Source organism: Roseovarius pacificus (genome assembly GCF_900142665.1).
GTDB lineage: Bacteria > Pseudomonadota > Alphaproteobacteria > Rhodobacterales > Rhodobacteraceae > Roseovarius > Roseovarius pacificus.
The window spans coordinates 1-26,577 of sequence record NZ_FRBR01000016.1 but is presented as its reverse complement, the minus strand read 5'-3'; the positions used below and the strand labels follow the sequence as shown (position 1 = coordinate 26,577).

Here is a 26,577-nt window from a genome sequence, read left to right as displayed (position 1 = left end):
CTTTGTAAATGCTCATGTCACGGCCTTTCCATCCTTCCCAAAGATCGGGGCGTCTGTAACACAAGGTAATACATCCGGCTGCACGCGCAAGCCGCCCGTACCTCAGCCCGCGGCGGCGAACGCCTCGGTCTCGGCCAGCATCTCGGGATACCATTGCTCCAGCGTCGGCAGAAACGCCTCGCGGATACGCCCCACCTGCGCCGGAGTCAGATCCTCGCGCCAGACCCCGGCGCGCCCCTTGGCAAAGAACCGCTCCATTCCCGGCGGGCGTTCGGCGAACCCGAGGGTGTCTTCCTGCTTCTTCATCGCGTCGAAACTGGTGGACTTGATCGCATAGGTCAGCTTCTTCGTATCCACCGGCACTTTCAGGAACTTGCCCAGCAACGCGCGCATGGTCGGGCCGGGTTTGGTCAGCAAATCCTCATAGCGCACCACCTGCAACGGCAGGCCGGGGGCCTGCGTCCAGACATTCACATGATCGTCCCAGCTGCCCAGAATCTCGAAGATGCCCGCATCGGTCTTGGTCATCATGCTGGTGTTCATCATCCGGTCGATGGCCGTATCGATGTCGCAGGACTGATGGCGCGCGAAGGACGGCGCCAGATCGAACGGGTTGCGCATCACGTAGATCGCCGCCGCGGTCAGTTCCGGCGGGATCACATCCTGATCGAACATGCGGATCGTCTGGCAGTGGGTCTTGACGAAGTGATGATGCGGCTTTGACGCGGCGATCAGGCGCAACGCCTTGGAGCGCACCCGCATCCATTCCTCTTCGCTGTCGGTCTGGAACGGCACGCCGCCATTGGCGCGCTTGAAGAAATCCTTGCGCACGTCGCCGGTGGTGAAATTCGGCAAATGATTGATGTCCGGCGCATGCTCCACCGGCATGAAATAATGCGCCAGAAGGCTGCGCATCCACGTATTGCCCGATTTCGGATAACTGGCCAGCCAGATGATGCGCCGCAGATCACTCATCGTAATACCCGTATTTTTTCATGACATCCCGGTTGCCGCGCTTGATTTCCTTGATCACGCGGCGGCTCAATTCATCCTTCCACAGCCCGCTTTTCCCCTTGTTGAAAAAGCGATCCGTGTATTCCGACCCTTCGATAAACCCCTGCTCGTCCTCCTGCCGCTTCAACTCGTCAAAGCTGCAATGCCGGATCGCGCGGTCCAGCCGCTCCCGGTCCACGGGCAGACCGAATTGCTCGACGACCCTGGTGAATTCCACCTCGGGTTGCGCCAGCATGTCCTCGTATCGCAAGACCAGAACCGGATAGGGCAAACGCTTCGTCCAGCTTCTCACATGTTCCGACCACGAGCCCATGAAGGTGGCGACATTCTTTTCATAAGGCGACGTGCCGTTATGCGGATGGCAGATTCTGTGCGCGGCCTCTTCCACCGTCAGGCCGAAATGGCGCGCATAGCTCGTCACCATGTCCAGCGGGTTTCGTATGATGTAGATGGCCGAGCGCGTGACCTCGACCGGGATCAGCGGAATACCATAGACATCGCGATTGATATTATGCGTCTTGACCAGGTTCACGTCGGCATTGTTCGCCACGATCCCGCCCAGAACACGCCCGCGCAACCTGACCGATTGTTCCACATCGTTCAGGTCGAACTGTCCGCCCCCCACGCGGCGATACATCTCGGCAATGTTATCGCCCACGCCGAACTTGTGGATATCATTGATTCCGATGGGTTTTTTCGCATTGGCCAGATAATTGGCCAGAAAGGCCCGGGTCCACGTGTTGCCCGATTTGGGATAGCTGGCCAGCCAGACAATGCTCTTCTTCATGATCTCGCGTCTTTGGTTTGTGCTTGGCGGTCGCCTCGGGCGACATCGCAGTCGGGCCATGTCTATGCGAAAACCCCGCCCTCCGAAACAAGAAAGAGCGGGCACAAGGCCCGCTCTTCCCTATAGGTCCTGCTAAACTTCAGATTAGAAGTTCAGGCGGATACCAGTACCGATCGTGGTCGCATCGACCTTCACCTTCGACACGCCCGGTGCGAAGAAGCTCGGTGTGTTGACCGACAGCGAGCTTTCCGACTGGATCGCATAGATGCGCCATGCAACGCCTGTACCCAGTTCACGCTCTGCGCCGATCTGGTAGGCTTCGTATTCGCTCTTCGCGCGCGCGCCAGTTGCCGGGTTGAAGTTACCTTTACCTTCACCCTGGTAGGTGTCGAAGCCGATGGTCCACGGACCGGCCAGGTCATAGGTCACGCCCGCGCTCCAGCCTTCGCTGTCGCCAACGCCGAACGCTGCGCCGCTGCTGTTCTCAGTATACGAACCGCCGAAGGTGAAGCCGGCAACGCCGATGCGTGCGCCAACACCCCAGGTTTCCGGATCGCCCGGCTGAGTAATGGCCGGGGTGAGAATGTCGTCAGACGTACCGAGAATACCGTCCAGACCAGGTGCCACAGCGGCAAAGACCTTACCTGCATCGGCTGTACCCCAGCGTGCGGCCAGTTCCAGATCGACACTGCCGAAGGTCTGGCTGTAGTTCACACCGATGTCGAAGACATCGTTGAGAGTGGTGTTGCGGTTCGTCATGCCGGCGTTTGCGGCGTTGTTGGCGTTACTACCATTCGGCGCATACGACACACCCAGGGTCAGGCCGTTGAAGCTCGGCGTGTAGTAGCTGATGCGCTGCACGTCGTTGTTGCCGGCAACTTCAGTGAACGACGAGACCATTGCGGTCCGACCGGCCAGACCAGGAGTACCCAAGGCCGGGAATACCGCCGAGCCACCGGCCGGCGAGAATGCGGTCGGGTGATAAGCCGACGGCGACGGCGAGTTGATACCGAAGCCAACCGAAGGTGCGCCGGTCATCAGCTTGAAACCAGCCGAGTTTTCCGAACCCACTTCAACGCGACCCATGGTGTCGCCCTCGATGAACATGTACGATTCATCGATGCCGTCAGTACCACCGCCACCGTTCAGGGCTTCCATCTCGATGTGAGCACCGAAGGTCAGGCCGTTATCCAGCGTAACCGACGGGGTGAAGTGAAGTTCACCGTTGGTGAAAACGGTAGAGCCGTCCAGATCGGCAGCGGCCGGAATACCATTACCGCCCACGTCGCTGAACAGAACGTCAACGTTGTAATAACCGCCCCAGTCCAGGTTCCATTCCTGGGCTGCTGCGGGTGCAGCTGCGACGCCGAGAGCGATCGCGCTGGTGCAGAGAAGTTGCTTTTTCAAGGTGTCCCTCCATCAAAGCAGGAAGTTTCATGTTCCACCGCCGCCCAAGATGGACACGGCTTGGATGATGGAATGCTCCAAACACCCCTCAGGTGTCAACGAACCCGCCCCCGCCCGTGGCGTTGTTGTCCGGTCTGTGACGTTTAAACCACACACGCCCCGGACGGGCCTGCCGCTTATCCTTGAAAAACAGGCATGTTGCAGGTTTTCCGGGGGTTTGAACGCCATATCGCCCGCATGGACCGGTTTCCGCCTTCGGGCCTCACTCTTCCCCTCTATACGGCGAACACACCGCCCGAACCGGGTGATTCCATGCCCCGGTTGCCGCCCGGCCACAGCGCGCCGCAGGGTCTTGCGCCCAGGCGGGCAGGCCATCGCCACCTGCTCGCACAGGATCGCCAGCCATGCGATGATCGGGTCAGGTATTTTACAGATGGTCAAAACAGTCCGGTCCTTTCGCGGGAATCGTCACCGCCTCATCCTGCCCCGGACTGTCTTGCAATCAGGTTAAAGCCCCGCGCGCCGCCCCGGATTGCGTCCATGCTGGACACATATGGCCGTCAGCCCCCGAAGTTTCGTACAAAACGCGCGTACACTTCGTACAAAACGTACGAAACGCGCCTCAGCGCCCCTGCCGGGTTTCCCGGCGGTCCACCCATTCGCGATAATAGACATCCGCCGCCTTCAGGAAATGCGGCTTGCGGAACGGGTGCAGCACATGGCGTTTCAACGTTGTATCGGCATAAGCCGTCTCCCCCCGCGCATCGCCCAGCGCCTTATACGCCGCCTTGGCCCCCAGATAGGGCGCCATCACCGTCCCCGACCCGGAAAAGCCCATCGCATAATACACCCCGTCATGTTCGCCCACCTTGGGCATGTGATTGAAGCTGAATCCGGTAAAGCCTTGCCATGCATGGGAAATTTTCGCGTCCCGCAGCTCGGGCCAGATCTCGCACATGGTCTGGCGCAGCCGCTCGGCGGCACGGTCCGGGGGCACTTCGACCATCGCCGCACGCCCCCCGAACAGCACCCGTTTGCCATCCGGTGAGATGCGATAATAACTGTGCCGCGCCCGCGTCTCGACCATCATCCGCCGCCCCGGCGCGATATGCCCGATCAGGTTCGAGGGCAGTTCCTCGGTCGCGATCATGTAGCTCGACAGCGGAAACACCCGCGCCATATGCCAGCCAAAGGGTTTGGTGGTGTAGCCGTTGGTGGCCAGAATCACCTTGTCCGCCTGCACCCGGCCCTTGGCGGTCGTTGCGTTAAACCCGCCCGCCGCACGCGCCAGCCCGGTGACCGCCGCCTGCGTCACCACAGGCACACCGCGACGGCGCACCGCCTCCAGCAATCCACGGTGATACTTGGCCGGATGCAAGGCGCCATGTTCCGGGAAAAGCAGCCCACCGAAATAGCTTTCGGTCGCGATTTCCTGTTTCAGATCAGAGCGTTCCACCATCCGCACCGCGACATCGCTCTTGTCGCGCACGCTTTGCGCCAGTTTCTTCTGGTTCTCGAAATGGCCCGCCGTCCAGGCCAGTTGAATGCGGCCCGTCTGCTGGAAATCACAGTCGATTCCCTCGCGCTCGATCAGACCGCGCGCCCAGTTAAGGGCCGGGCCGGCCTCGGCAAACAACGCATCCGCCGTCTGCGCCCCGAACCGGCGCTCCAGATCCGCCCAGCCCAGCCGGGGATGCGCCCCGAACATGCCGCCATTGCGGCTCGACGCGCCCTGCCCCGGCACCCCGGCCTCGACCACCACCACCCGCGCACCGCAATCATGCGCGGCAATGGCCGCGGACAGCCCGGTATACCCCGCACCGATCACCAGCACATCGCACGTTCCCGGAAGATCGTCGGACTCCGCCACCGGCGCCGCCGCCTCCCACCACCAGGGCCGCCCCGGTTCCGCTTCGCTCGTCCAGATCGTCATGTCCCGTCATCCCCGTCTCGCGCCCGCCCCGTCCGGCACAGGCAACCGCGGATCAATCTGCGGGAACATCCCGCCTACCACAAGCCCCAACCATCCACAGACCCACCAGGCACAAACCTGCATTCCGGGTCGAAAAAGATATCGACACGGCGATCCGACTATGACAATAAGCGACCGCGAAAACAGGCCTGCCCGGCTCAACCGATCCGGATCAGGCGGTTTGCCCCTATAGCTCAGCTGGTAGAGCAACTGATTTGTAATCAGTAGGTCCGCGGTTCGAGTCCGTGTGGGGGCACCATAAACAACTGTTTTCATTGAATTACCCACCAGGCCAGACAGTCGGGCAATCAAGAAAACGACACCGGGATGCCTTTGGTTTTCCAAATACCTGCCTCTTTCGGTGAGTAACTTCCCATTCTGTGGCGGAAATCCGGCCTGCCCCGATGCGATTGGCGAAACCCGTTGCGCCTCCGGTTGCCCGGACATATGCCATCGAAGAATCGCGCGCCCTCATGGGCCGTTCGATATGCAGGCCGCGCTGATGTCAAAACGGTTTAACCACCTGAGAAACCGCTTATATTAGCCGTGTTTCAAGCAGGAGATAAGGACAGGAATGCACGTCGTTTTTCACGCAGGTGCGCACATGACCGATGAGGACCGGTTGATAAGATGCCTCGGCGCCAACAGTGACATACTGGCCGAAGCAGGCACTTTCGCACCGCCCCCATCCAGCTATCGCAAACTGATCCGCGACACCCTGCAAGAGGCGCAGCATGGCGGCCTGTCTTCCGAGGTCCGCGAAGTCCTGCTCGATTCATTCCTGGAAGACGACAGCGCAGACAGGATCGTGCTCTCCAATCCCGGCTTTTTCGGCACGCCCAAGATGGCCGCATCCTCCGGGGTGTTTTACGGCGCGGCCGACCAGCGGCTCAGAACGCTGGACAGGATCTTTCACAAGGACCAGTTGGAACTGTTCCTGGCCATCCGCAATCCGGCCACCTTCCTGCCCGCGATTTTTCAACATACCCCGTTCAAGACATTCCCCGAGTTCCTGCGGGGCAGCGACCCCGCCGGCTTTCGCTGGTCGGAAATGATCGCGCGCATACGCACGGCCTGCCCCGATTTGCCGATCACGGTCTGGTGCAACGAGGATACCCCCCTGATCTGGGCAGAAGTCGTTCGGGAACTGGCCGGGCTGGACCCGACCAGACGTTTCAAAGGTGAATTCACGTTGTTGTCGGAAATCATGACACAGGCAGGCATGAAACGCTTTCAGGCCTATCTGAAAAGCCATCCCGACATGAGCGAAACGCAGAAAAGGCGTGTGATCGCGGCATTCCTGGACAAGTTCGCCGATGAAGAGGCTATCGAGGAAGAACTGGACATCCCCGGCTGGACCGAGGAATTCATCCAGCACCTGAGCGACATCTATGATGATGACGTATTGGAAATTCAGCGCATTCCGGGCGTGACGCTGATCACACCGTGACCGGGATCAAGGCGAAGCCGCAGGAACTGCCGATGATCAGCTCATCCCGAGCGCTTCCTTGTACATTTCAAGAACGGCCTCTTCCTCGGCGATATCGTCACGGTCACGCTTGCGCAGCGCAATGACCTTGCGCATGACCTTGGTGTCATAGCCTTTTACCCCCGTCTGACAAAATGTATTGCAGGGCAGATCATCACTCCATACGCTGAAAGTATGGTCGAGATCGCGAACAGCAAAAGACATCACCACACAGAGACACGCTCGAGAGAAGCGAGCGCGCCAAGCGTGGAGCCCTCAAATAGCTCAAGCGCTTGGCGCGCGTCTACGCTGCCACCCGAATCCGTTGAGCGGCCCGGCCATTGCAGGAACGAGCTAAGTGAAAAGTTCGCGAAATCTCAGCTCATCGGCCTTCGGCTGAAGAACTTGGAACTACTGGTGCCTTCATGAAAGGCGGCAGGTATCCTTTCGCAGTTACCGTCACCTTGGCCGTCAAAGACGTCGCTCTTTCCGCGGTTCCAGTGATTTTCCACGAAAGTTCGGATGGCTCGACCGTAGAGCTGGACCCGCTGGCATGCTCCTGGGCAATCAGCCTGTCGCAGTACGTGAAGTTCTCAACCGTTTTGCGAAGCGTCCAAACCCTGTGTCGGTTCATTAACTTCTCAAAACTTTTCGGAGATGGATCGCCCCAAAGCGTCGATGAGCAGACAGCACTTATCTTCACATATCTCGACTACCGAAGAGCTGGCACCGAGAACATGGCAGCCGGACACCCTCTTCGTCCCCTGGAATGGAAACCAGTCTCGCGAAATACTATCAGGATTGAGTTCACCGACTTGATCCGTTTCTTCCAGTTCATCGAAGAGACAGGAGCCGGTGAAACACGTGCCCTCGGCAACAAGATCCTCTCTCTGCCTCGTGCCAAGCTCTCCACTCTTGCGAAGGCTCAGTTGTCTTCGAGAGACATGTTGGTGCACCTCAACAAATCTCGCTCGTTTTGGGAAAAACATCGCTCGACTTCCACAATGCAGATGCCATCACGCGGTCGCATCACCCCCACATTGAGAACAGTCCGACCTTTCCCGCCGAAGTCAGAAGTTGACCTCATTATCGAAAGGGAAGCGAACCCGGCGTTCCGCGCACTTTGGCTCGTTTTGGCCTACGGCGGTTCACATCGTGTGTCCGAGATGCTCAACTTATGGCAAGCCGACGTTTTGCCCGGTGAGTATCGTAGCGAATTTTTCGGCTCCTATTTCGGCGATGAAGGGTCCTTAGTGCTAATCGCCCACCCCACCGATAGCACCTACTTGGGAGACTTTCAGAACAAAAGAAAACTGACCCGTGAAGCCTTCATGATCGAACGATATGGGTTTCGCCCGCGCAGCACATTACCGAATAGACATAAATTATATGCAGGCTTTAAGACCAAAGTGCTGTCCGGTCTACATTCTACGGCTGATACATATTGGTTGAGCAAGAAGGCAGCTCAACAGTTCGACGAATGCGCTGATGAAATTCGGACCTTTCACCTACACAACCGAACAAGCCGACATCACCCGTATTTCTTCGTGAACATGCTCGCCAGGGATTCGCACTACGGCACACCACTAAAAAAATCGCGTGTTGACGCTGCCTGGAAAGCTGCATGCAAGCGGGTCGGAATCGAGCCCAATGTTCGGGGAAGAAATATTCAAGGACTTCGCCACTTTACTAAGGCCTACGCCGAAGGGCTGGGGCTCTCCCCTCGATTGATCCAAGTCATGAGAGGAGACACCAACATACAGTCTCAAGAAGATTACGGTATCAGCATCGACGCACTACGAACAGCTCTGAAACGCGACTTTCCGCAGGAGAGAACAAATGACTATTCTGGAATCTGACGACGGGAAGTTTGTCGTTAATAGCGGGCGAGAAATCTTTATCCGCCGAAAAATTTCATATGATGACGTGATTTGCGCAATAGATGCCTCGGAGCAGCTTTATAGGGAAGCTCTGTATTCTACCCTATCGGGGCCAGCGCAAGAAGCACACAGTCATCCCTTTAACTCAGCCAAACGAAAACCAAAAACCGAAGGGAACAACGAGAAGCTCATCCGGTCATCCACAGAGACCAAAAATACCAGAAAATTCCTCTACATAAAGAGCTTCGCGTTTAGCAAGGATTGGTTACAACAAGAAGGATATCTGCCATCCAGTAATTTCCGAGGCCAACCCCGCAGTCGTCTACCCAAGGGCTTCCCCGTTGCTCAAACCTTCTTTGATATGCCTGATGCGGAAATAGATTCCTTCCTGTCGAGACACATTCTTGAACCCGATACACGCGTCGGGCTTTCAGCTGGAATTTTTGAATCCAGCCTGGAGATAGACTTCGAAGCGGTCGTTAAAGACCTTGAAAGGCAGGAATCCAATCGGACTGATATATCGACGGCTCTGAACCACCTACTGGAAGGCGCGCTCACGGCGGAGAAGGGAAAGAATGAAAAACGCGGGTTCAGTACGATCCGCCGTGCTCAATTTCACATCTTGCATTACCTGGCTCACGACGGACAGATACTGCTGCCAACTTCAAGAATGGCGGATACTCGGAGAGCGGCATCATTTCTTTATCCAGCCATTATGCGAGGACCAGTAATTCTCCGCATGACCCGCCAGAGAACGTCTGAGTTTCTTCATGCGCACCAGTACTGTAGAACTAACCACCCCAACCGCTCAGTATCTTCACTTAACAACTTTTCTATTTTCTGCGGGACGACTTACTTTGATAGCTCCGGATTTGAACCTGAATATCTCTATATGACCAGAAATGTGATGACGGGGGAAAAGCACGACCTCAGTCTATATCTGAGTGGATGCGCGGACTTCCATGGGATAACCTCGGACACGACCCGACAGTGGATGCAGAAGTTCAAAGAGCGTAAATCAAAATTATTTATGGAAGACCCCCTCGCCTTCTTCACCGAGGAGCCACAAAAGATAAAGATTGCTATGCCGGTCCAAGTTCAAAACTTCGAAGAAAAGACCGGAAAGAATTTTCCTAATTCATTCCCGCCCGAGATAATATCTTGGGCTTATGATCTTGACAGGTTGGTGAAGTTGACACCGCGCCGAAGCTTTGATGAAATTTACCGGTCCTGTCGGCTTTGGCTAATGTATCTTTTCATGCATAGCAATCCGCCACGGGATTTTTCCGAAGTAGTTAGGTCCGAACACATATCCGACCACTCCGGGAAAGGGAATTTCACATTCAAGGCTGCTTTGGAGCAATGGGAAGTTACAACTCGCGGACCGCTTAGGAGCATGCATCAACTCTTCGACTTGTGGGCAGACGAGCAGAAGGGCGAGCATCGCAATCCAATACAATCCGGAAGGGATTGGAAGAACCCACCCAAAAAGTTTGGAACAACTCGAAAATCCATTCCATCTTTGATCGTAGAGACGCTAATCGAAGAGAATGCAAAGCCCGACGATGATGGATTGCCATACGCCCGGTACAGGCGCTGGAAGTCCGGAACCAGGGGCCGTTCACTCATTAACCTTGACGGAAAGCAGCCTGAGGAAATCATTCCCGCAACGGCGGGTGCACTCGACTGCATCCTAAATTTGGGCATGCGCAGTTCATCGGCCAGATGGATGGATTCGGGGCAAGGAGACGAATTCAGGGTCGACAAGATGAGCCGCACCCTTGTTCAGAACGCTCACATCAGCGCAACGAAAGGTAGGCGAGCTGGAGCCATTCAAATAATGGATATATCTGATGATAGTCAGATTTTCTCACTGCTCCTATTGAAGACCAAGAACGATCAACCGCTTGAGATTCCTTTCCTTCCGGATGACTTACACGGGCGGCTCGAATACATCGCAGATATACAATCACGCCACAACCCAATCTCGGAACCCGTGGCGGCTGTAGATGAAAAATCCTCCGCAAGCCTTCAGGCGAACAACCTGTATATCTACCCTCTCTTCTTGAACCCGCTAACTGGTGAGCATCCAATCTCCGCTAACTCTCTACATTACTGGTGGCATGAGCTGCTCAAGGTATGTGAGGACATAGTCCACGAGAAGCGGGTCAAAGAGCTCGGGCCGAACGCGGTAAGGCTCACGTTCTTCGACAAGTCAGGAAATCCTATTTGGGACATCCACAGCATTCGCGTGGCTGTAGCCACGGCACTGTTGGACCAAGGAGTGCCGCCTACTGTTGTGCAGCATTTCTTGGGTCACGCCTCACTCGTAATGACGCTACATTATCATGCCTACAGTCCTGAACGGGTGCACGCTGAGATCAACGCCGCACGCGAAGCACGACGTGTGAAGGCCGCCCGAGCGCTGTCTGAAGCGGAGAGCGAAGATGAACTCGATTCGATTATCGAAGGGTTGTTCGGCGGGCTCGCGGCTCAAGTCGGATCGGGGGAAGGTTTGCAGCTCGCCAAAGAGCTAATCACCAAGCGCGGCCCCCTGGCAAACTCCCCAGACGCCATTTCTGTGTTTAGCCATGGCATATGTCCCGGTGCGTCGTGTTCGTCCGGCGGAGAGAAGAAGGGCAGCTACAACTTCGGAGTTCATCGTGACAAGGCATGCTCGCGGTGCCGTTTCCGACTGACAGGACCTGCATTCCTTAACGGACTGGTAATGAACGCTAACATCTTGATACTGGAGATTGGCGACTCCGTTCGCAAGGAACAACAGCTGAACACGGAACTCTTAAACGCCAGCCGTGCAGGCGAGCCTGTAGGCATCATCGAAACCAGGATCTCCCAGGAGCGGAGCTTTCGAGACGAACTCTGGGCGGACTGGGCGGCTGAGTATAAGACTATCGACGAATGCGTGAAGCTACAGGAACAAGAGAATTCATCGATGCCTGTCGAGCTCGGACACGTTTCACATGGCATCAGAGAGGGAGACCTTTTTGACCTCGTGCAGACGATCGTTTCAAATACTGATGTGATCTTTGGTGCACGCATGGACATGCCAACCGGCTTGGTCGAACGAAGAAATGAGATGCTCTGGGAGATTGCGGCGCGCAACGGCGACGTTGGACAGTATCTGCTCTCATTGCCAGAGAGCGAGCGAAGAGAGGCCATGGACCGTTATGGGGCACTCATAGCATCCGTGCCTGAAAACCGCCGTGCAGAAGTTTCGGTCAGCTCTCTCCGAGAGCAATTGGAGACCATGCCTCCACCTTCCTTGAGCCCACCTACGGATGAAGCGGTTGTAGATCATGAACCCAACAACAAGCAGTGTTATTGAGGCGCGCCTAAGAAGCGAAGCACAAGAATTCGCACAACCAGAGCGGCGTATCGCAACGATCGATAGATTGACAGTCGCTTGCAGCGCTATTGCGCGCGGCGAACTTGTTAGAGCTCAGGGCGGAAGTCAAAATCGCCACGACCCAAGATTGCTCCGCATTACCGCTCAGAACATTGCAGAGTATGCTAAGCGCCAAGGTTGGAGCGGACCTACCAGGACTTTCCTGAGCAACAGAAACAATGGCCTTATAGAATATATTCGCGCTCGAGAAAATGAGCGTGAGGCTGTTCGTGAACAGCAGAAGAGTAAGCCGAAGACGCAATATGAAAGTCTTCTGGATCAGATTGAGGATATCGAAACGCGGCAGTTTTTCAGACACCAAATCGAGCTCAGAAAGAAAATCGAGCAGGAATTAAATATGATCAAGAATGGATTGAAACGCATCCCGCAGATCGACCTTCAGACATTGCTATCGGCAGCACGCACGCCGGGCACTGACAGGACGTTTCTTCACTCAGATATGTCGAACACAGACATTGCGGAGGAACACCTGTCGTCTATCCGCAGTATGCTGAATCGTTTCGACGACACAGATACGCTACGCCACCTCGGACTGAAGGTGGACCAAGGCGACATTCTCAGCTTCAGCAACTCCCTCGTCGTGTCGAAGTCTGAATTGGACGCGCTTCGATCAATCTTAGGTAGATCAGGTAATTAAGCCCAACTTCGGTCGCTATAGCTTTGGCCAGGAGTGTTGGCCTTGAGGAGATCACTCGTAACCGGAAACTGGCCGATGTAGGCGCGCGCGTAGTGTTTCGCCACGCCCCTTGAGATTTGAAAGGGTTAGACCATCGTCTGTGCGTAAAGAATTTCGCAGACTACGCACAGAGGTTTTCGCCGTCAGGTTTCAACGTGCACCAGCGTTGTTGCATTGCCTCGCGCGAGTCGTGACGGCCCCTTGCCCCACGGACTTCATACCACGCGAACGATCTCGGCGTTACCGATTTCGTTGAACCGGTTCATGAGGCTACGCGGATGTGGATTTCGGCGGTCTGGCGGTCGGGGTCTCTCGCGGCGATGCGCTCGCCGAAGGCTTTCAGGCGGCGCATCCTCGCCTTAGTCCGGCGGCTGGGCGTGGTATCCGGACCAGCGTTTCCATAGCGCTCGTCCATAGTACCGGGTGGCACGCAAGGTTTCGTTGCGAGCGCGTGCGGCCGGGCAGTTCTCCTTCCAGAAGCGTCCGTTCGTGCGGATCAGGATGATCGGGGTGCCGTCACACCGGCCGTAGCGAAGGCAGTCGAGAAAGCTGGCCGGTTCCTCCTGGAACGCGGCCTCGATGGTCGCGCGGATGTTGGTTCTCAGGCGCTGCTCGATCGGGTCGAGGCCAGCCTCTTCGACCAGTAGCGCAAAGCTCGCGGTGTTGGTAATTTGATTCATAGCGTGATCTCCTTGGCAGTTGCCGCCGGTTGAGTGGGTGTCAGTTCACGCGGGGACTAAGCCGCCTTCGAATTTTCAATACTTCCGAGACACGACCAAAGAAGATACTTGAATAAACGAGTGTCTTGTCTGTCGTTCAATGGGGCGCACCCCTTGACCAATGGCCACCCGAACCCCTACCTATCGGTCATGCGTGATGCGATGGCGTCGCTTTCCGATACGCATCTATCCTGAATCTGAAATCTTGTCCTGAACGCCCGGACATCACTCGCCCGAAATCTTCGGGCCTTTTGCCATTGGAGTGATGACCATGACCTTTGATGTGACCACGCCCCGTCGTCCCGCGCTCTTCGAGAACAGCGCGGTGACCGGCATGATCTGCATGGCGGCCGCAATGCTGCTTCTTCCTGTCGGGGATACATTCGCCAAGATCCTGATGGGGCATCTTTCCGCCATTGAGGTGACCACAGCTCGGCTGCTGGCCCAGGGCCTCTGCCTCGCTCCCATCGCGCTTGTGTTGCGCCACCGTCTGCGCGGGCCGATGCTCTCGCCGATCGTGGCTCTTTCGGGCACTCTGGTCATGGTGACCCTGACCAGCCTGATCTGGGCGTTCTCGGTTATGCCGATTGCCACGGCCATAGCGATCTTCTTCGCCGAGCCACTGATCCTGACGGCGCTTGTCGGGCCCTTGCTGGGCGAACGAGTTGGCCCGCGGCGTATGATCGCCGTCCTCGTCGGTTTGATCGGGGTATTGATCATCATTCGGCCCGGCGGAGGTTTTGGTCCAACGGCTTTCCTGCCGCTGCTGGCAGCTCTGTGCTACGCGCTGAACATGATCGTTCTGCGCAAAGCCTCTGGGACCCGGTCGAGCCTGACGGTCCAGTGCGGCGCTACTTTCTATGCTTGTCTGGGCATGATCGGGATCTCTCTGGGCCTCGGCGCGACAGGGCAGCTCGAGCCCTCCTTTGCCAGCCTGCCAGGCTGGGCGTGGGGCGCGATTCTGGCGTCGGGCGGTCTTGCCGCCGCGAGCTTCATCCTGATTGCCGAAGCCTTCCGCCGGGCTGAAGCAGGAATGTTGGCGCCGTTCCAGTTTCTCGAGATCATCGGAGCCACCGCCATGGGCTATCTGGTGTTTGCGGAATTCCCGGACGGCCTGACCTGGCTGGGCATCGGAATTATCCTGAGTTCTGGTCTGTATGTGTTCTGGCGGGAGCAGGTCCCGGCCAATCGCGCCAGCATGCGTCCGAGACGCCGCCGGACACGCCGTATCAGATCTCGCTGATCTCGCGCGTCAGTCGGCACTCGCATGTCGGCTGGCGCGGCACGCGCCTATTCCGTTTTCTTGGCGGTCTCTGCGCGCCCGGCTTCATCAAGACAGCCTTCACCGCGCTCAGCGGAGAGGCGCGCAGCACTCTCGATGAACCTTTGCACAGCGGCTGGATCATGCGGGCGGTCTCGCCCGGCGTGCCGGACCGCATGAAGGACATAGAGAACCCCCATGGCGGAAGCGATCACGGAACCCACGGATATGTAGATTTCGACAGTGGTCATGCTGAGCCTTCTCTGTCTGACGCCATGGGATCATACCGCAAATCGAACGATCAGACGACTGCGGAGGGGATCCGATATTCCAGCGGCCGCTGCTGCAGGGTTCATCAGAAAGACGCCATCAACCGTTTCCACGCTCTCTGTCTGTTTTTCTTGAATATTTGCCGCGGTGCAAGCATAATGCATGCATTCTGCCTACACGGGGGGGGGGGTTGAAGTGGCTCAACTGACAGTTCGAAATGTCGATGACGAAATCGCCGCCGCACTCAAGGCGCGAGCGGCCAAGGCCGGACGCTCCGCCGAAGCCGAGCATCGCTTGATCCTCCAGGAGGCTCTGCGTCCTCGACAGCGAGGAGACTTCTTCCAGGCAGCCCGAGCGCGCCGGATCAAGCTGCCTGAAGGCCAGACGACGACAACGGAAATCCTGCGAGAAGATCGGGATCGGGCTGGGGCTTGAAGCTGGTCGTCGACACATCGGTCGCGATGAAGTGGCTCATCGATGAGCCCGGAAGCGAGATCGCTCTGAATTTGCAGGGCCATGATCTCGTTGCCCCTGCCCTACTCCGCATCGAAGCTGCGAATGTCTTCCGGATGCTCGCAGCGAAGAATGCCGTTGAGGCTGACGCCGCTGAAGAGCTTTTCAACCTGCTTCAGCAAGCCCCCATGAATATTATCGATGCAGACGATGGGCTCGAGGAGCGCGCCCTCGATCTCGCGCTCGAACTGGGGCACCCCGTCTACGATTGCATCTACCTCGCAGTCGCTGAACGGATGAATCGGTTCCTTATAACGGCAGATATTCAATTCATTGAATCGATTTGCCTTACGAAGCACGCTCACCGGGTCATCTCCCTGCATGAACTCAGCACGGAGGCGTTCGAGTGATACTGGGATTGAGGCACGTTTTGGTGCGAGCAATGTTTGTTTCTGCAATGATTAACTGAGTGAACGCATGAACCCGACAGAAATTTTCGAGGCGCTGGAGGCTATCGCCAAGGCCCCCTTCGATCCGGCAGAACACAGGCTTTTCCTTGCAGAGGCACCCGACAATGCCCAGGCGACAGTCTCGAAGCTTCGTTGCGGGGCATTGAACAGGTCGGACATCGAGGCGGTGTCCTGATGAACCTCTGACTGGCCTCAATCCAGCAAGCGATGCGCACCATATCTTCCCTTAGGCGCTGCTCGGCCGCCATGGTGCGTTCGATAGCAGCGAGGTCTTACCCAATCACAGCTTTCTGCCTGAAGGTTCGTGATCTCTGATCGACCGGGCGAGTATGTCCAGGCCATGGTCAGAGACCGGATGTTCCTTGCGAAGGCGTCAAAGTCGCCGATGTCTTCGCAGCCGGTCAGGTCGCCGTCCACCGTTTTCTGCTGTCATCCATCGTCTTACTCATGGCTACGTTCTCCGTTGTAGCATGAGCAGGATTTCACTGGGTCGATACAAGGGCCCGAAAAATGACGCCCCTTAGCATCGAAAAGACTATGCCCGGATTTTTTCAGCGGCCTTCTAAGGGACTGTTTTTGCTGAGGCTTGCGCCAGTACGTTCTGAACAAAACGTACCGAATACGTCTGGGCCGACAAAGACATCAACAGGAACGTGACAATCAAGATGATACCGAAGGTGATGGCATTTTTTCCATTTTGGGACACCCAATAGACAACTGGGGTAAGGATAAACAAAAACAGGATTGCCATAGTCGCACAATCACGTGCCGCAAGATAGGACCTGTGAGCATCATCCACCCCAGCGCTTCCATCAACCGATTTGTAGATGCGATAGAAGAGCCGTCCTTGTTCCGCCTCTTCAATGGGTAACGTACCGTGGTCAGACGCAAGTTTTACCAAATCGATCCTTTGGTCATTTGGACCGATCTTGGAGAACGCTTTGCTGCCCGGTAGTGGGTTTTTGATCTTCCAATGAACAATTTGGTCACGAAGCCGAGGTGGCAGGAAGCCCAAAAGCCAAAGTTTGGTGATCGAAAGAACCACCAGACCAAAACTTGCAGGGCCAAGTGTATCAGTGAACCGGGCCGCCAATGTATCCCATGAGTCCGCGCCAATTGAAGGCACGCCATAGCAAAAACAAAAGAATAGCATTCCGACCAAAAGGATAAAGCCTCTTAGAAGCCACGCATTCTGATCTTTAAGTGTCTTGTCGCTCATCAAATTCCCTTTGAAATAGCATGAAGTCGTGTTGGTGTCGCAATCAACAAAACAGAAGGCGGCGGTCGTCCTTTGGCCAAGTCCGCCGCTGTCGTCCAGTCAAGTGATGATGGACCAACTTCCACGACGTGAGAATGCCACGTTCCAAGGTCCAGAAGCTTCTCGCCACTCTCTTGAAAACGTCTCTCAATAGCTTTCTTCAGCCCCTTTTCCCCCAAGATAAACTTCGCGGCTGATCGTTCACTGTCTTCAGGTGCAGGGATAGTATCAACAACGCATATTGTTCTGAGCCGGGAGCTGCATGTGCCGACAATTACGCCACCGGTCTCAACGCCGGGAAACGCCTCCATCTCGACGCGAATCCGTTCCAAGACGGCTTTGGATACTCTTAGCTTCCACCCATCGGAGCCTGCTATCGGAATAATTTCGAAGGCTGGAACCGTCCAGGTCGCCCATTGGGTATTCAATCTATCCGAACCGTTTCGGAACCCGAAAACAATTTTTCCTTCGTTCGTTTTGCTGTCATTTAACTCCAATAGTTCTTCGACCATAGTTCCGGTCAAGATGCTAAGACGCATGTCTGACATCGGCATCGACGCGGAGTGGCAACCCTGTCCGATCTGTACTTCAGAAAGACCGAATTCGCTGTCATGGAGCAGCTTGAAGGCTGTTGGTGAAATTTTTTCTGCGTGGAATGAAGCCATAAGATCGCAAAGGTTCGGATTTCCCTCGGGCGCTTCAAGTAACATTATTCCTGCCTCCCCGTGTCCAAACAGCGCAATTTCTGATACTCTTGCCTTTCGAAATTTTGGCTTCCATTGACACAGGGCCTCACGAACACCAAGAGAAGCGGTCGTGTTAAGGATCAGCTGGGTTCTTGGGGGGATGATTGTCTTTCTTCCATCATCGGTCGACAATCCCGTCAGGATATCAGCAGGATAGGTCCGTGGACTCTGATCAAGTGTCGCAAGTTCCTTTGCGAGCTCATTTGCCTTTTGTCCCCCGAGATTATCGCGCACCAAGGCATGCCTCGCCATGTTGTGAGCGCCGAAGTAGTCACTGTCGCTTACACTGGTAATCGTTCCACCAGTCCGTGCCAGATGGAACGCGGCTTTGGATCCCACGCTTCCACAGCCCAGTATGGCAGTTCGTGGCGGCATTTTGGTTCCGCTTACGGAACACAGAAGCTCTTTGCTGATGGCGTCAATCTGGGCCGCAGGATACGCCTTTGAGGAACCACCACCTTCCAAGATACTCTTTCTGCCATCTGACGGAAAAATCTCGAAAATGTATGGTATGAGTTCGATATCGGTTTCCATGCCCGTGAGCTTGAACGGACGTCGAATGCAGAAGATCAAACCTACTGGAACCCTTTGATTCAGATAGGCTTTGTCAAAATACCTGGAAATGTTGGTGAGCAGGCTCTGGATCAAAGCATAGCACCCGAGTTGCTTTCCTCGAGCAAGAATGTCTTCAAAGTTTTCTATGTATTCGGCGTAATGTTCTGTCTCCAGCCTCGGCTTGCCGGTCGGAAGTTTTGGTGGCGAAACAACCGCAACAACAGTGTTGCCAGAGGCATAATCTTCAATCCATTTTGCCGTGAAAATATCTGGCTTGTCCTTTTTCAATGGAATTTTATTCGCATCAGCACTCAGAAAAAACTGAGGCTCTTCAGTTTTGCTCGACCTGAGATATCTTCCTGACAGTAATGAAATGCCACCGCCGGGCCTGACAAGCTGACGGCAGTAAGCAGCATTCAGAGTGATTGAGTTCGACACTCCAGCACGAAGCACCGGCTCCCATCCGTGTGCTGCATTGTTAAGTTGATCAGTGGCAGCTTTCTCAAGCCACGCGATCAGCTGGTCGATGAGTTGGAGCAATCCGTTTTCATGCAGGTCGAACTGCCGGAAAAACTCATCCTGGTGACCATCAACCAAACAGGGCTGTGGTGGATGAGATTTTCCGATGGGTTGGAGATGCGGAAGATTTCGGGGGAAATCATCACGCAGGTTGAACCTTGGAGATTTCCAAGGATAATTCTGCGGAATTTTTGCCGTTACGGGTTCCTTAGTTCTTATGCCGTTTGGGCTCTGGCCCTTCGCCTTCATCGGCAAGGGCATCTCAACATTTACCAGAATTTGTATTTCAGGTTCGCCTCCGGCATCAGAGATAACTCGCCCGTCAAAAACTTCTGGATGAATTAGCAGTATTTGAACAATCGCCTCTGCGAGTTCAGCGCTTGTTTTTCCCGGCATTGTTACCCCTACCCATGCGGCCGGGCCTGAGCGGCGGTTGCTCCAATTCCAAGGCTTTTTGTCGCGATGGCAGCTGCCTTCCCACTCCGTTTTTTCAGAGTGCCTGAAACAATGAATTCAAGCGGCTGCGCGCTCTTTTCCCACTCTTCGTCGGTACAATAAAAACGGGTTTCGGCGTCGCCAACCATAGAGATGTACTCTTCTTTCGCCCGGTGGTGTGGGGGGTTGTCAGCATCGGCTTTGATCGCCTTGGAGCTTGCCACGATGACCGATCCGTCCCGCCCCTGTGACAATGCGGAGCGAGCATCTTGGTCAACCTTGGCGTCGTTGCCCTTTTCTTTCCAGCTGTCAAAACTCAGGCTTCGCCACGAGCAGTGGTGCGGTGTCTGAAGTATATCATACTCCAGCCAGTCCAGATGGTCCGCTTTATGCTTGTTCCAAAGGCGCTTCCAGATTTCGACCTCAGCATCCCCACCAGTCAGGAACAAACACCTTCCATGATCATCACCGATGTGGAGCGAGAAGCGAAGTATAACCGACGAACGGTTCTTTACCAGTGTTCCACGATCTTCGTCGCCGGTCGCCGGAAGCGGTCCAAGCAATCGGGCGCTGAAGCCACCACCACCGCCGACGCGGTTTGACTGCGAAATCTCGGTATCGATCTTGGCGACAATACCGGGGATGTCGTCTGTTTTCCCGTCGCGATCTTCACCCAAGATCATAATGCGCTCACCGTCCCCAACAGTGAGTCCTACCTCGCGATAGCGCTGTACCCGCCGTTTTGCTTCCTTGTTCCAAGCCTTCGCATCGTCGCACAGAGTGTTGGCGCTGCTGGCGCGCCGGAACACCGTTGGCGAAGACCACATTTCGCGTATGATAATTTTGTCATCATCCTCGGACCAGTTATCGATTGGCCCCAAGTGAAAGTGCTTTTGCAGGCCCGCAACATGGTCTTGATCAGGATGAGTCAAACAGAATGTATCGACATAGAGACGCCCCTGTTCATCGCGCCCGCGACTTTCCAAGCGCTTTCTCAGCTGTGATCCGACATCGGGTTTGTCACCGTCCTCATCATCCGCAGTACTTCGGATGTTGATGTCGATGAGGATGCATTGATCGTTGTCCAGCTCGATGAGGTTCATGTCACCGTTGGAGACCGGAAAGAAAATTACGTTCGCTGTCATGGCTGACTCAATTCGCTGTTTGGAGTAGTTGCAACCTTGGCAGGAAACAACATCGTGGGGATGTGGCAGGATATGTGCACTATATCCGGATGTTCAAGTGTATGTGAAGGCTCCGTCGCCCAACGGAACGATTGCTCAGCAGGCCGCTGAAAAAGGTCTCAGCCGCGCGTCTGGCGGCCCGCTCGTCAAGCTCCATTGCACTGGATTTTCATCAGCTCGAACAGAGAGTTCAAAAATGGCGCCCCTTAGAGTCGAAAGGGCGATGACCGGACTTTTTCAGCGGCCTGTTAACGACGCTCAGTGCAGTTCAGTCGGTATCCCGCGAGTTTGGCGTGTCGTCGCCTGCAGTATTGCTGTCTTTCGTTCAGGAAGCAGCGAAAGACCGCTTACCGCCCATGCTGTAGATTGCTGCGCTGTCCACAAATGAGCAACGTGGGCCTCGAAACGGACATGCGACGTCGCAGCGGGTCGGGGCCTGACGTTCAGCAGTGACCGTCGCTCCCGGCCCAAACCTGTCGTGCGCACATCGCGCCGCGAACGCCAGCTTGCCGTGAGTCGGCGCTGTCTCGGCCGCGTAAACTGGTTTCACTTATGGGGTTGCGATCTGTGCCCTGAGAAAAGAGACATTCAAGGCCAGTCCCGGCAAGAGCCACTGAAACAACTGGACGACGGATAGAACGTCGTCCAATTCTGCATCCGCTTTTGCCGCGTCCCGGAGGGCTCTGGACGTCAGCCCCGCGGGGTTGGGCAAGGCAATGGCCATGTCGATAGCGACCCGGTGGACGTGCTCGACCGCATCGGCGTAGCCTGGCCCGGTCAATGCACCTTTCAGGTCTGCCCAGGCGGGGGCAAAATAGCTCGGCCAGCGGGCAAAGGCACGGTAGTCGGTATTGACGAAGTGCAACCCCAGCGTCTCGCGGATGTCCTCATACATCGATGCCATCGTCGGATCGGCGTGATGCGCTTCCATCAGAGCGGGCTTCGGACTGGCGTCGGCCGACGTTTGCCGGGTTCCGGTGGAGGCTTGTCCTTGCCACGCATGGCCCTCCAGCAGCAGCCGGGCGAGCGTGGCCATCAGCAGATAAGGCATGTTGCCATCCGAGAATACCTCATTGCAGGCCCGGATCTCGTCGATCTCGCGGTTACCGTACACGAACTACATCAAGACGGACGCCAACGGGGTCACGCCTGCGATGCGGTTCGGTCTGGCGCGCGGGCCGGTGAAGTTCGAGGACATCCTCTATTTCTGGCCTTGGAAATAATGGCCTGGTTGCTTCGGCGCATCCGCCTGCGAACTCATATCACCATAAGGCGTTTTGCTGGGTTTTCGCGCATCGCTTCGTTGCGTAGGGTGCCCGGTATAAGAATAAGGGTTTGAAATGACTGAAGATCAGAAGAAGAAGCTTGAGCAGAAGCTATGGAGCATCGCGAACGAGCTCCGTGGCCGAATGGATGCGGACGAGTTTCGTGATTACATCCTGGGCTTCATCTTCTACAAGTACCTCTCGGAACGGCTGCACATCTACGTTGATGGCATCCTCAAGAACGATGGCCGGACCTTCACGGGGCTCGATGCCTCGGACCCTGACGATCGTGAGATCCTTGCAGCCGTCGAGGATGCCTGCATCGAGGCTCTGGGATACTTCCTGAAGCCCGAAGAGCTGTTCACGGCCGTTGCACAGAAAGGTGCGACGCCCGGCAACTTCATCCTGGAAGACCTGACCGAGATCCTGAACAACATCCAGCGCTCGACGATGGGCACGCAATCCGAGGAGGATTTTGACAACCTCTTCGAGGACCTGGACCTGACATCGACGAAGCTCGGTCGAACCAACGAGGCGCGGAACACCCTCATTTCCAAGGTCCTTGTTCACCTTGACGGGATCGACTTCCAGCTCGAGAGCGCGGACTCGGATGTCCTCGGCGACGCCTATGAATACCTCATCGGCAAGTTCGCGAGCGGCGCCGGCAAGAAGGCCGGCGAGTTCTACACGCCCCAGCAGGTCTCCACGGTGCTTGCCAAGATCGTGACCACGGGCAAGACCCGCCTCCGCTCGGTCTATGATCCGACATGCGGCTCCGGCTCCCTGCTCCTGCGCGTGGCGAAGGAAGTGAAGGATGTGGGCGACTTCTACGGACAGGAGATGAACCGGACGACCTACAACCTCGCCCGGATGAACATGATCCTGCACGGGGTCCATTATCGGAACTTCGACATCAAGCAGGAGGACACGCTCGAACATCCGCAGCACGAGGGCATGTTGTTCGAGGCGATCGTGGCCAATCCGCCCTTCAGCGCGAAATGGTCGGCGAACAAGATGTTCGAGAGTGACGATCGGTTTTCGGAATACGGCAAGATCGCACCTGGGTCGAAGGCAGATTTCGCCTTCGTTCAGCACATGCTGCATCACCTCGATGAAGATGGCACAATGGCCGTCGTTTTACCTCATGGCGTCCTTTTTCGAGGCGGAGCGGAAGGAATAATCAGGGAGTTCGTGGTCAAGCGTAACTGGCTCGATGCAGTAATCGGCCTGCCAGCCAATATTTTCTACGGCACGGCCATACCAACATGCATTCTGGTTCTTCGGAAATGTAAGGAAACTGAAGACATTCTATTCATCGACGCATCTTCCTGCTTCTTGAAAGGTAAAAACCAGAACAGTCTTCGGGACGAGGATGTCGATCAGATCGTTTCGGCCTATCGGACGCGAGCGGAAGTGGATCGATTCAGCCACCGCGCAAGTCCAGAGGAGGTTGTCGATAATGAGTTCAATCTGAACTTGCCAAGATACATTGACATTTTCCAGCCGGATCCAATTGTCGACATTGCTGCTCAAAGCGAGTCTTCAAAACAAATGCAAAAGGTGATCGAGCTTGTCGATCGCACAATTTCCAGTCTTTGCTCGGAGCTGGGTGTTGATTATCCATCTGCCCCAAATCTTGCAATATTGCAGAACTTCAAGCGTGGACTGATGCAGAAGCTGTTTTCTCAGGAAATGCGCTTTTCACGAGAGGATGGCAGTGAGTTTCCAGATTGGAGCAAAGAAAAGTTCGGTGACCTCTTCGTCTGGGCAAAAACGAATAGCCTCTCCCGCGAACATCTCACCGAAACCACTACAAGCGGCGTGCAGAACATCCATTACGGAGATATTCACAGCAAGTTCCGGGCGCTTTTCCGTCAGTCGGCAGAAGATGTGCCGTTCATTACGGAAAACGCGCCGTTGCGGCGCATCACCGACGAGGAATATCTCCGTGAGGGTGATATCGTCATCGCCGACGCCTCGGAAGACTATGCGGATATCGGCAAGTCAATCGAGATCATGGAGGTTCGTGAACGCTCAATGATCGCAGGACTTCACACCTTTATCGCAAGGCCAAGTGACGGTGCAGTCGTGCCAGGTTTTGCCGGCTACCTATTGCGCAGCGAACCGATGCGACGCCAGATCACAAGGATTGCCCAAGGCATTTCAGTTCTCGGTGTGTCGAAGAAGAATCTCGAAAAGCTCACATTATGGCTTCCGCATCCGGACGAGCAGGAAAAGATTTCTGGGATTCTGATGGCCGTTGACGCCAAGATCGACGCCGTGTCCGGCCAGATCACCCACATGGAGGACTTCAAGAAAGGCCTCCTTCAAAAGCTGTCCGCGTAAGAGGCTATCATGACCGCGGTGCAATCCGAAGCTCAACTCGAGTCCGCGCTGATCAAACGCCTGGTCAGCCTTGGCTGGAACCAGATCGAAATCAAGGACAGCGCCACGCTGGAGCGAAATCTCAAGGCACAACTGGAGGCGCACAACGGTACGACATTCTCGAGCGATGAGTTCCGGCGGATCCTGAACCACCTCGAGAAAGGCAGTGTCTTCGAGAAGGCGAAAACCCTGCGGGATCGCATGACCCTGCAACGGGACGACGGCACGACCAGCTATGTCCAGTTCTTTAACGCCCAGGAGTGGTGCCGGAACCGATACCAGGTCACCTCTCAGGTGACGCAGGAGGGGAGCTACAAGACCCGCTACGATGTGACCCTGCTGGTCAACGGCCTGCCCCTCATCCAGATCGAACTGAAGCGTCGCGGCATGGAGCTGCGCGAGGCGTTCAACCAGATCAACCGATACCATCGCCACAGCTTCTGGGCCGGGAACGCCTTGTTCCAGTATGTGCAGATCTTCGTCATCTCGAACGGCGTAAACACGAAATATTATGCCAACAACCGGCACCAGGATTTCAAGCAGACCTTCTTCTGGGCGGATGAAGACAACGAGCCGATCACCCGCCTCGAGGCATTTACGGACGCTTTCCTCGAGAAGTGCTTCGTGTCGAAGATGATCGCGAAATACGTGGTTCTGCACGAGAGCGACAAGGCACTTATGGTGCTGCGCCCCTACCAGTATTACGCGGTGGAGCGGATCCTGGACCGGGTGATGAAGGGTCGGAAGAACGGCTACATCTGGCACACGACGGGGTCTGGCAAGACGCTGACCAGCTTCAAGGCATCCCAGGTCATCGTCGAGAATCCCAAGGTCGCGAAAGTCGTCTTCGTGGTGGACCGCGCGGATCTCGATTACCAGACGACGAAAGAGTTCAACTATTTCTCACCCGGCTCGGTCGATGGGACAGACAACACCAAGGCCCTGGTGGATCAGCTCTCGGATCCGGACACGAAACTCGTCGTGACCACGATTCAAAAACTCAATACGGCAATCACGCGCGAGCGCCACGAAGCCGACATGGCTGGGATCAAGGATGAGCGCGTCGTCTTCGTATTCGATGAATGCCACCGGTCCCAGTTCGGCGACACCCACAAGAATATCGTGGCCTATTTCTCGAAGGCACAGCTCTTCGGATTCACCGGAACGCCGATCCTGGTGGAGAACGCCATCGGGAAGCGCACCACATCCGATCTCTTCGAGGATTGTCTCCACAAGTATGTCATCACGGACGCCATTCGCGACGAGAATGTCCTGCGTTTCTCGGTCGAATACTGGGGCAAGCTGCGTAAGAAGGACGGTACCCTAATGACGGACGAGGAGGTCGCCGGCATCGACCTCAAGGAGTTCTTCGAAAGCGAGAAGCGCGTAGACGGTGTCGTTGACTGGGTGATCGAGAACCACGATCGGAAGACCCACAATCGGCAGTTCTCGGCGATCATGTGCACGGGATCGGTCGATGCGCTGACGAAGACCTACGAGGTATTCCGCAGGAAGAAGGCGGAAGGCAAACACGATCTCAAGGTCGCCACGATCTTCACCTTCGCCGCCAACGAAGAGGACGAGGATGCCAACGGCCTCATCGGCGAACCTGATGTGACAGGCGGCCCGGTGAACGTGACGACCCAGCACAGCCGGGACAAGCTGGCGTCCTATGTGGCGGACTACAATGCCATGTTCGGGACCAACAACAGCGTCGACAACGGCAAGGCCTTCTATGTCTACTACAAGGGCCTGGCCAAGCGCATGAAGCAGCGCGACCGGAAAGACTTCGTCCCGGAGCAGGGCATCGACATCCTGCTGGTTGTGAACATGTTCCTGACGGGATTCGACGCGAAGACCTGTAACACCCTCTATGTCGACAAGAACCTGCGCTACCACGGCCTGATACAGGCGTTCTCGCGAACGAACAGGACCCTTGGGCAGAAGAAATCCCAAGGCAATATCGTGTGCTTCCGAAACCTCAAGGAGAAGGTCGACGAGGCGATCGCGCTGTTCTCCAACAAGGAGGCGCGGGACACCATTCTCATGGAGCCGTATCAGGCCTATGTCGATCAGTTCAACGAGGCCGTCGTCGAGCTGATGAAGATTGCTGCGACCCCGGGCATGGTGGACAAGTTGGCATCCGAGGAGGATATCCTGGCCTTCGTGAGGGCGTTCCGGGAACTGATCCGGATCCGAAATATCCTGACGAGCTTCACCGAGTATTCCGATGACGACCTGGCGCTCGATCCCCAGCGTTTCGAGGACTTCAAGAGTAAGTATCTCGATATCCACGACCGAGTGAAATCGAACCAGGAAGATTCCGAGCACTGAATCGTCCCGGTTTCACCGGAGACCTTTAGCTTCATTTCACGCGACCATATCGAGCACGTCGCGCTGTGCATAGAAGTTCTCTTCAGCCTCTG

At 55.9% G+C, this 26,577-nt stretch carries 20 protein-coding genes, 1 tRNA gene and 3 pseudogenes; 12 read left to right on the top strand and 12 right to left on the bottom strand.

All coding sequences use genetic code 11. The features are described from left to right. Positions 1-102: 102 nt before the first annotated feature. From BUB53_RS18910 to BUB53_RS18895, 4 genes are all read right to left on the bottom strand, one after another. Positions 103-975 (bottom strand): sulfotransferase domain-containing protein, encoded by an 873-nt coding sequence (locus tag BUB53_RS18910; RefSeq protein ID WP_073037085.1) that lies wholly within the window; start codon positions 973-975, stop codon positions 103-105. After that, on the bottom strand, positions 968-1,801 hold the full coding sequence (locus BUB53_RS18905) for a sulfotransferase domain-containing protein (protein ID WP_073037083.1): 834 nt from the start codon (positions 1,799-1,801) through the stop codon (positions 968-970). The genes BUB53_RS18910 and BUB53_RS18905 overlap by 8 nt, the downstream gene beginning before the upstream one ends. 144 nt (positions 1,802-1,945) lie before the next feature. Then, entirely contained in the window at positions 1,946-3,208 is a 1,263-nt protein-coding gene (locus BUB53_RS18900; RefSeq protein WP_073037080.1) for a porin, read from the bottom strand. 622 nt (positions 3,209-3,830) lie between these two features. Then, on the bottom strand, positions 3,831-5,141 hold the full coding sequence (locus BUB53_RS18895) for an NAD(P)/FAD-dependent oxidoreductase (RefSeq protein WP_073037077.1): 1,311 nt from the start codon (positions 5,139-5,141) through the stop codon (positions 3,831-3,833). A 222-nt stretch (positions 5,142-5,363) separates the two neighbouring features. On the opposite strand from BUB53_RS18895, the gene BUB53_RS18890 reads away from it, so the two are divergent. Together BUB53_RS18890 and BUB53_RS18885 are read left to right on the top strand one after the other, a co-directional pair. Continuing rightward, positions 5,364-5,439, top strand: a tRNA-Thr gene (locus tag BUB53_RS18890). A 345-nt stretch (positions 5,440-5,784) separates the two neighbouring features. Further along, positions 5,785-6,630, top strand: coding sequence for a hypothetical protein (locus BUB53_RS18885; protein WP_229709594.1), 846 nt, complete (start codon positions 5,785-5,787; stop codon positions 6,628-6,630). 36 nt (positions 6,631-6,666) lie between these two features. Here the strand turns inward: BUB53_RS18885 and BUB53_RS18880 are convergent. Then, positions 6,667-6,786 (bottom strand): annotated as a pseudogene (locus BUB53_RS18880) (GapR family DNA-binding domain-containing protein); the annotation flags it as partial. A 287-nt stretch (positions 6,787-7,073) separates the two neighbouring features. Between BUB53_RS18880 and BUB53_RS18875 the strand changes: the two are divergent. The 3 genes from BUB53_RS18875 to BUB53_RS18865 are packed head-to-tail and all read left to right on the top strand — an operon-like array spanning position 7,074 to position 12,592. Further along, on the top strand, positions 7,074-8,507 hold the full coding sequence (locus tag BUB53_RS18875) for a site-specific integrase (protein ID WP_073037073.1): 1,434 nt from the start codon (positions 7,074-7,076) through the stop codon (positions 8,505-8,507). Continuing rightward, complete coding sequence (locus BUB53_RS18870) at positions 8,488-11,874, top strand: VPA1269 family protein (RefSeq protein ID WP_073037070.1); 3,387 nt, start codon at positions 8,488-8,490, stop codon at positions 11,872-11,874. Before BUB53_RS18875 ends, BUB53_RS18870 begins: the two co-directional genes overlap by 20 nt. Further along, complete coding sequence (locus tag BUB53_RS18865; RefSeq protein WP_143163283.1) at positions 11,846-12,592, top strand: hypothetical protein; 747 nt, start codon at positions 11,846-11,848, stop codon at positions 12,590-12,592. The genes BUB53_RS18870 and BUB53_RS18865 overlap by 29 nt, the downstream gene beginning before the upstream one ends. Positions 12,593-12,846: 254 nt before the next feature. Here BUB53_RS18865 and BUB53_RS23050 read toward each other — a convergent pair. Next, positions 12,847-13,146: pseudogene (locus BUB53_RS23050) on the bottom strand (IS5/IS1182 family transposase); the annotation flags it as partial. Then, a pseudogene (locus BUB53_RS23045) lies at positions 13,141-13,311 on the bottom strand (IS256 family transposase); the annotation flags it as partial. The pseudogenes BUB53_RS23045 and BUB53_RS23050, both read right to left, overlap by 6 nt. A 310-nt stretch (positions 13,312-13,621) precedes the next feature. Between BUB53_RS23045 and BUB53_RS18850 the strand changes: the two are divergent. Then, positions 13,622-14,593 (top strand): DMT family transporter, encoded by a 972-nt coding sequence (locus BUB53_RS18850; RefSeq protein ID WP_229709595.1) that lies wholly within the window; start codon positions 13,622-13,624, stop codon positions 14,591-14,593. Positions 14,594-14,640: 47 nt separating this feature from the next. Here the strand turns inward: BUB53_RS18850 and BUB53_RS18845 are convergent, their stop codons facing one another. Further along, positions 14,641-14,862 (bottom strand): hypothetical protein, encoded by a 222-nt coding sequence (locus tag BUB53_RS18845; protein ID WP_073037064.1) that lies wholly within the window; start codon positions 14,860-14,862, stop codon positions 14,641-14,643. Between the two features lie 214 nt (positions 14,863-15,076). On the opposite strand from BUB53_RS18845, the gene BUB53_RS18840 reads away from it, so the two are divergent. The 3 genes from BUB53_RS18840 (at position 15,077) to BUB53_RS23040 (ending at position 15,979) form a co-directional block, all read left to right on the top strand. Beyond that, positions 15,077-15,316: a FitA-like ribbon-helix-helix domain-containing protein gene (locus tag BUB53_RS18840; protein ID WP_073037158.1), complete on the top strand. Its 240-nt coding sequence runs from the start codon at positions 15,077-15,079 to the stop codon at positions 15,314-15,316. Then, positions 15,313-15,744, top strand: a complete 432-nt coding sequence (locus tag BUB53_RS18835; RefSeq protein WP_229709596.1) for a type II toxin-antitoxin system VapC family toxin — start codon at positions 15,313-15,315, stop codon at positions 15,742-15,744. Before BUB53_RS18840 ends, BUB53_RS18835 begins: the two co-directional genes overlap by 4 nt. A 67-nt stretch (positions 15,745-15,811) precedes the next feature. Further along, positions 15,812-15,979, top strand: a complete 168-nt coding sequence (locus BUB53_RS23040; protein WP_188745034.1) for a hypothetical protein — start codon at positions 15,812-15,814, stop codon at positions 15,977-15,979. A 387-nt stretch (positions 15,980-16,366) separates the two neighbouring features. On the opposite strand, the gene BUB53_RS18830 is transcribed toward BUB53_RS23040, so the two are convergent. From BUB53_RS18830 to BUB53_RS18815, 4 genes are all read right to left on the bottom strand, one after another. Next, positions 16,367-17,023 (bottom strand): hypothetical protein, encoded by a 657-nt coding sequence (locus BUB53_RS18830; protein ID WP_073037061.1) that lies wholly within the window; start codon positions 17,021-17,023, stop codon positions 16,367-16,369. After that, entirely contained in the window at positions 17,023-19,278 is a 2,256-nt protein-coding gene (locus tag BUB53_RS18825; RefSeq protein ID WP_073037059.1) for a Mov34/MPN/PAD-1 family protein, read from the bottom strand. Before BUB53_RS18825 ends, BUB53_RS18830 begins: the two co-directional genes overlap by 1 nt. 8 nt (positions 19,279-19,286) lie before the next feature. Continuing rightward, the gene (locus BUB53_RS18820) at positions 19,287-20,462 is read right to left on the bottom strand and encodes a ComEC/Rec2 family competence protein (protein WP_073037057.1); all 1,176 of its coding nucleotides are present in this window, start codon (positions 20,460-20,462) and stop codon (positions 19,287-19,289) included. A 589-nt stretch (positions 20,463-21,051) separates the two neighbouring features. Continuing rightward, positions 21,052-21,552, bottom strand: coding sequence for a hypothetical protein (locus BUB53_RS18815; protein ID WP_073037054.1), 501 nt, complete (start codon positions 21,550-21,552; stop codon positions 21,052-21,054). Between BUB53_RS18815 and BUB53_RS22860 the strand changes: the two genes are divergently transcribed. From BUB53_RS22860 to BUB53_RS18805, 3 genes are all read left to right on the top strand, one after another. After that, complete coding sequence (locus tag BUB53_RS22860) at positions 21,551-21,724, top strand: hypothetical protein (RefSeq protein WP_159437874.1); 174 nt, start codon at positions 21,551-21,553, stop codon at positions 21,722-21,724. The two genes, BUB53_RS18815 and BUB53_RS22860, sit on opposite strands and share 2 nt — an antisense overlap. 117 nt (positions 21,725-21,841) lie before the next feature. After that, positions 21,842-24,112 (top strand): type I restriction-modification system subunit M, encoded by a 2,271-nt coding sequence (locus BUB53_RS18810; protein WP_073037052.1) that lies wholly within the window; start codon positions 21,842-21,844, stop codon positions 24,110-24,112. Positions 24,113-24,121: 9 nt separating this feature from the next. Then, positions 24,122-26,485 carry a type I restriction endonuclease subunit R gene (locus tag BUB53_RS18805; RefSeq protein ID WP_073037050.1) on the top strand — a complete coding sequence of 788 codons (2,364 nt, stop codon included), beginning with the start codon at positions 24,122-24,124 and terminating at the stop codon, positions 26,483-26,485. Positions 26,486-26,577: the final 92 nt, after the last annotated feature.

Coding starts and splice junctions, on each gene's coding strand:
- BUB53_RS18875 (WP_073037073.1), top strand. CDS start 7,074: ATGAAAGGCGGCAGGTATCCTTTCGCAGTTACCGTCACCTTGGCCGTC.
- BUB53_RS18805 (WP_073037050.1), top strand. CDS start 24,122: ATGACCGCGGTGCAATCCGAAGCTCAACTCGAGTCCGCGCTGATCAAA.
- BUB53_RS23040 (WP_188745034.1), top strand. CDS start 15,812: ATGAACCCGACAGAAATTTTCGAGGCGCTGGAGGCTATCGCCAAGGCC.
- BUB53_RS18810 (WP_073037052.1), top strand. CDS start 21,842: ATGACTGAAGATCAGAAGAAGAAGCTTGAGCAGAAGCTATGGAGCATC.
- BUB53_RS18825 (WP_073037059.1), bottom strand. CDS start 19,278: ATGCCGGGAAAAACAAGCGCTGAACTCGCAGAGGCGATTGTTCAAATA.
- BUB53_RS18870 (WP_073037070.1), top strand. CDS start 8,488: ATGACTATTCTGGAATCTGACGACGGGAAGTTTGTCGTTAATAGCGGG.
- BUB53_RS18910 (WP_073037085.1), bottom strand. CDS start 975: ATGAGTGATCTGCGGCGCATCATCTGGCTGGCCAGTTATCCGAAATCG.
- BUB53_RS18895 (WP_073037077.1), bottom strand. CDS start 5,141: ATGACGATCTGGACGAGCGAAGCGGAACCGGGGCGGCCCTGGTGGTGG.
- BUB53_RS18830 (WP_073037061.1), bottom strand. CDS start 17,023: ATGAGCGACAAGACACTTAAAGATCAGAATGCGTGGCTTCTAAGAGGC.
- BUB53_RS18815 (WP_073037054.1), bottom strand. CDS start 21,552: ATGCCTTATCTGCTGATGGCCACGCTCGCCCGGCTGCTGCTGGAGGGC.
- BUB53_RS18885 (WP_229709594.1), top strand. CDS start 5,785: ATGACCGATGAGGACCGGTTGATAAGATGCCTCGGCGCCAACAGTGAC.
- BUB53_RS18905 (WP_073037083.1), bottom strand. CDS start 1,801: ATGAAGAAGAGCATTGTCTGGCTGGCCAGCTATCCCAAATCGGGCAAC.
- BUB53_RS18865 (WP_143163283.1), top strand. CDS start 11,846: ATGAACCCAACAACAAGCAGTGTTATTGAGGCGCGCCTAAGAAGCGAA.
- BUB53_RS18850 (WP_229709595.1), top strand. CDS start 13,622: ATGACCTTTGATGTGACCACGCCCCGTCGTCCCGCGCTCTTCGAGAAC.
- BUB53_RS18820 (WP_073037057.1), bottom strand. CDS start 20,462: ATGACAGCGAACGTAATTTTCTTTCCGGTCTCCAACGGTGACATGAAC.
- BUB53_RS22860 (WP_159437874.1), top strand. CDS start 21,551: ATGTTGCCATCCGAGAATACCTCATTGCAGGCCCGGATCTCGTCGATC.
- BUB53_RS18845 (WP_073037064.1), bottom strand. CDS start 14,862: ATGACCACTGTCGAAATCTACATATCCGTGGGTTCCGTGATCGCTTCC.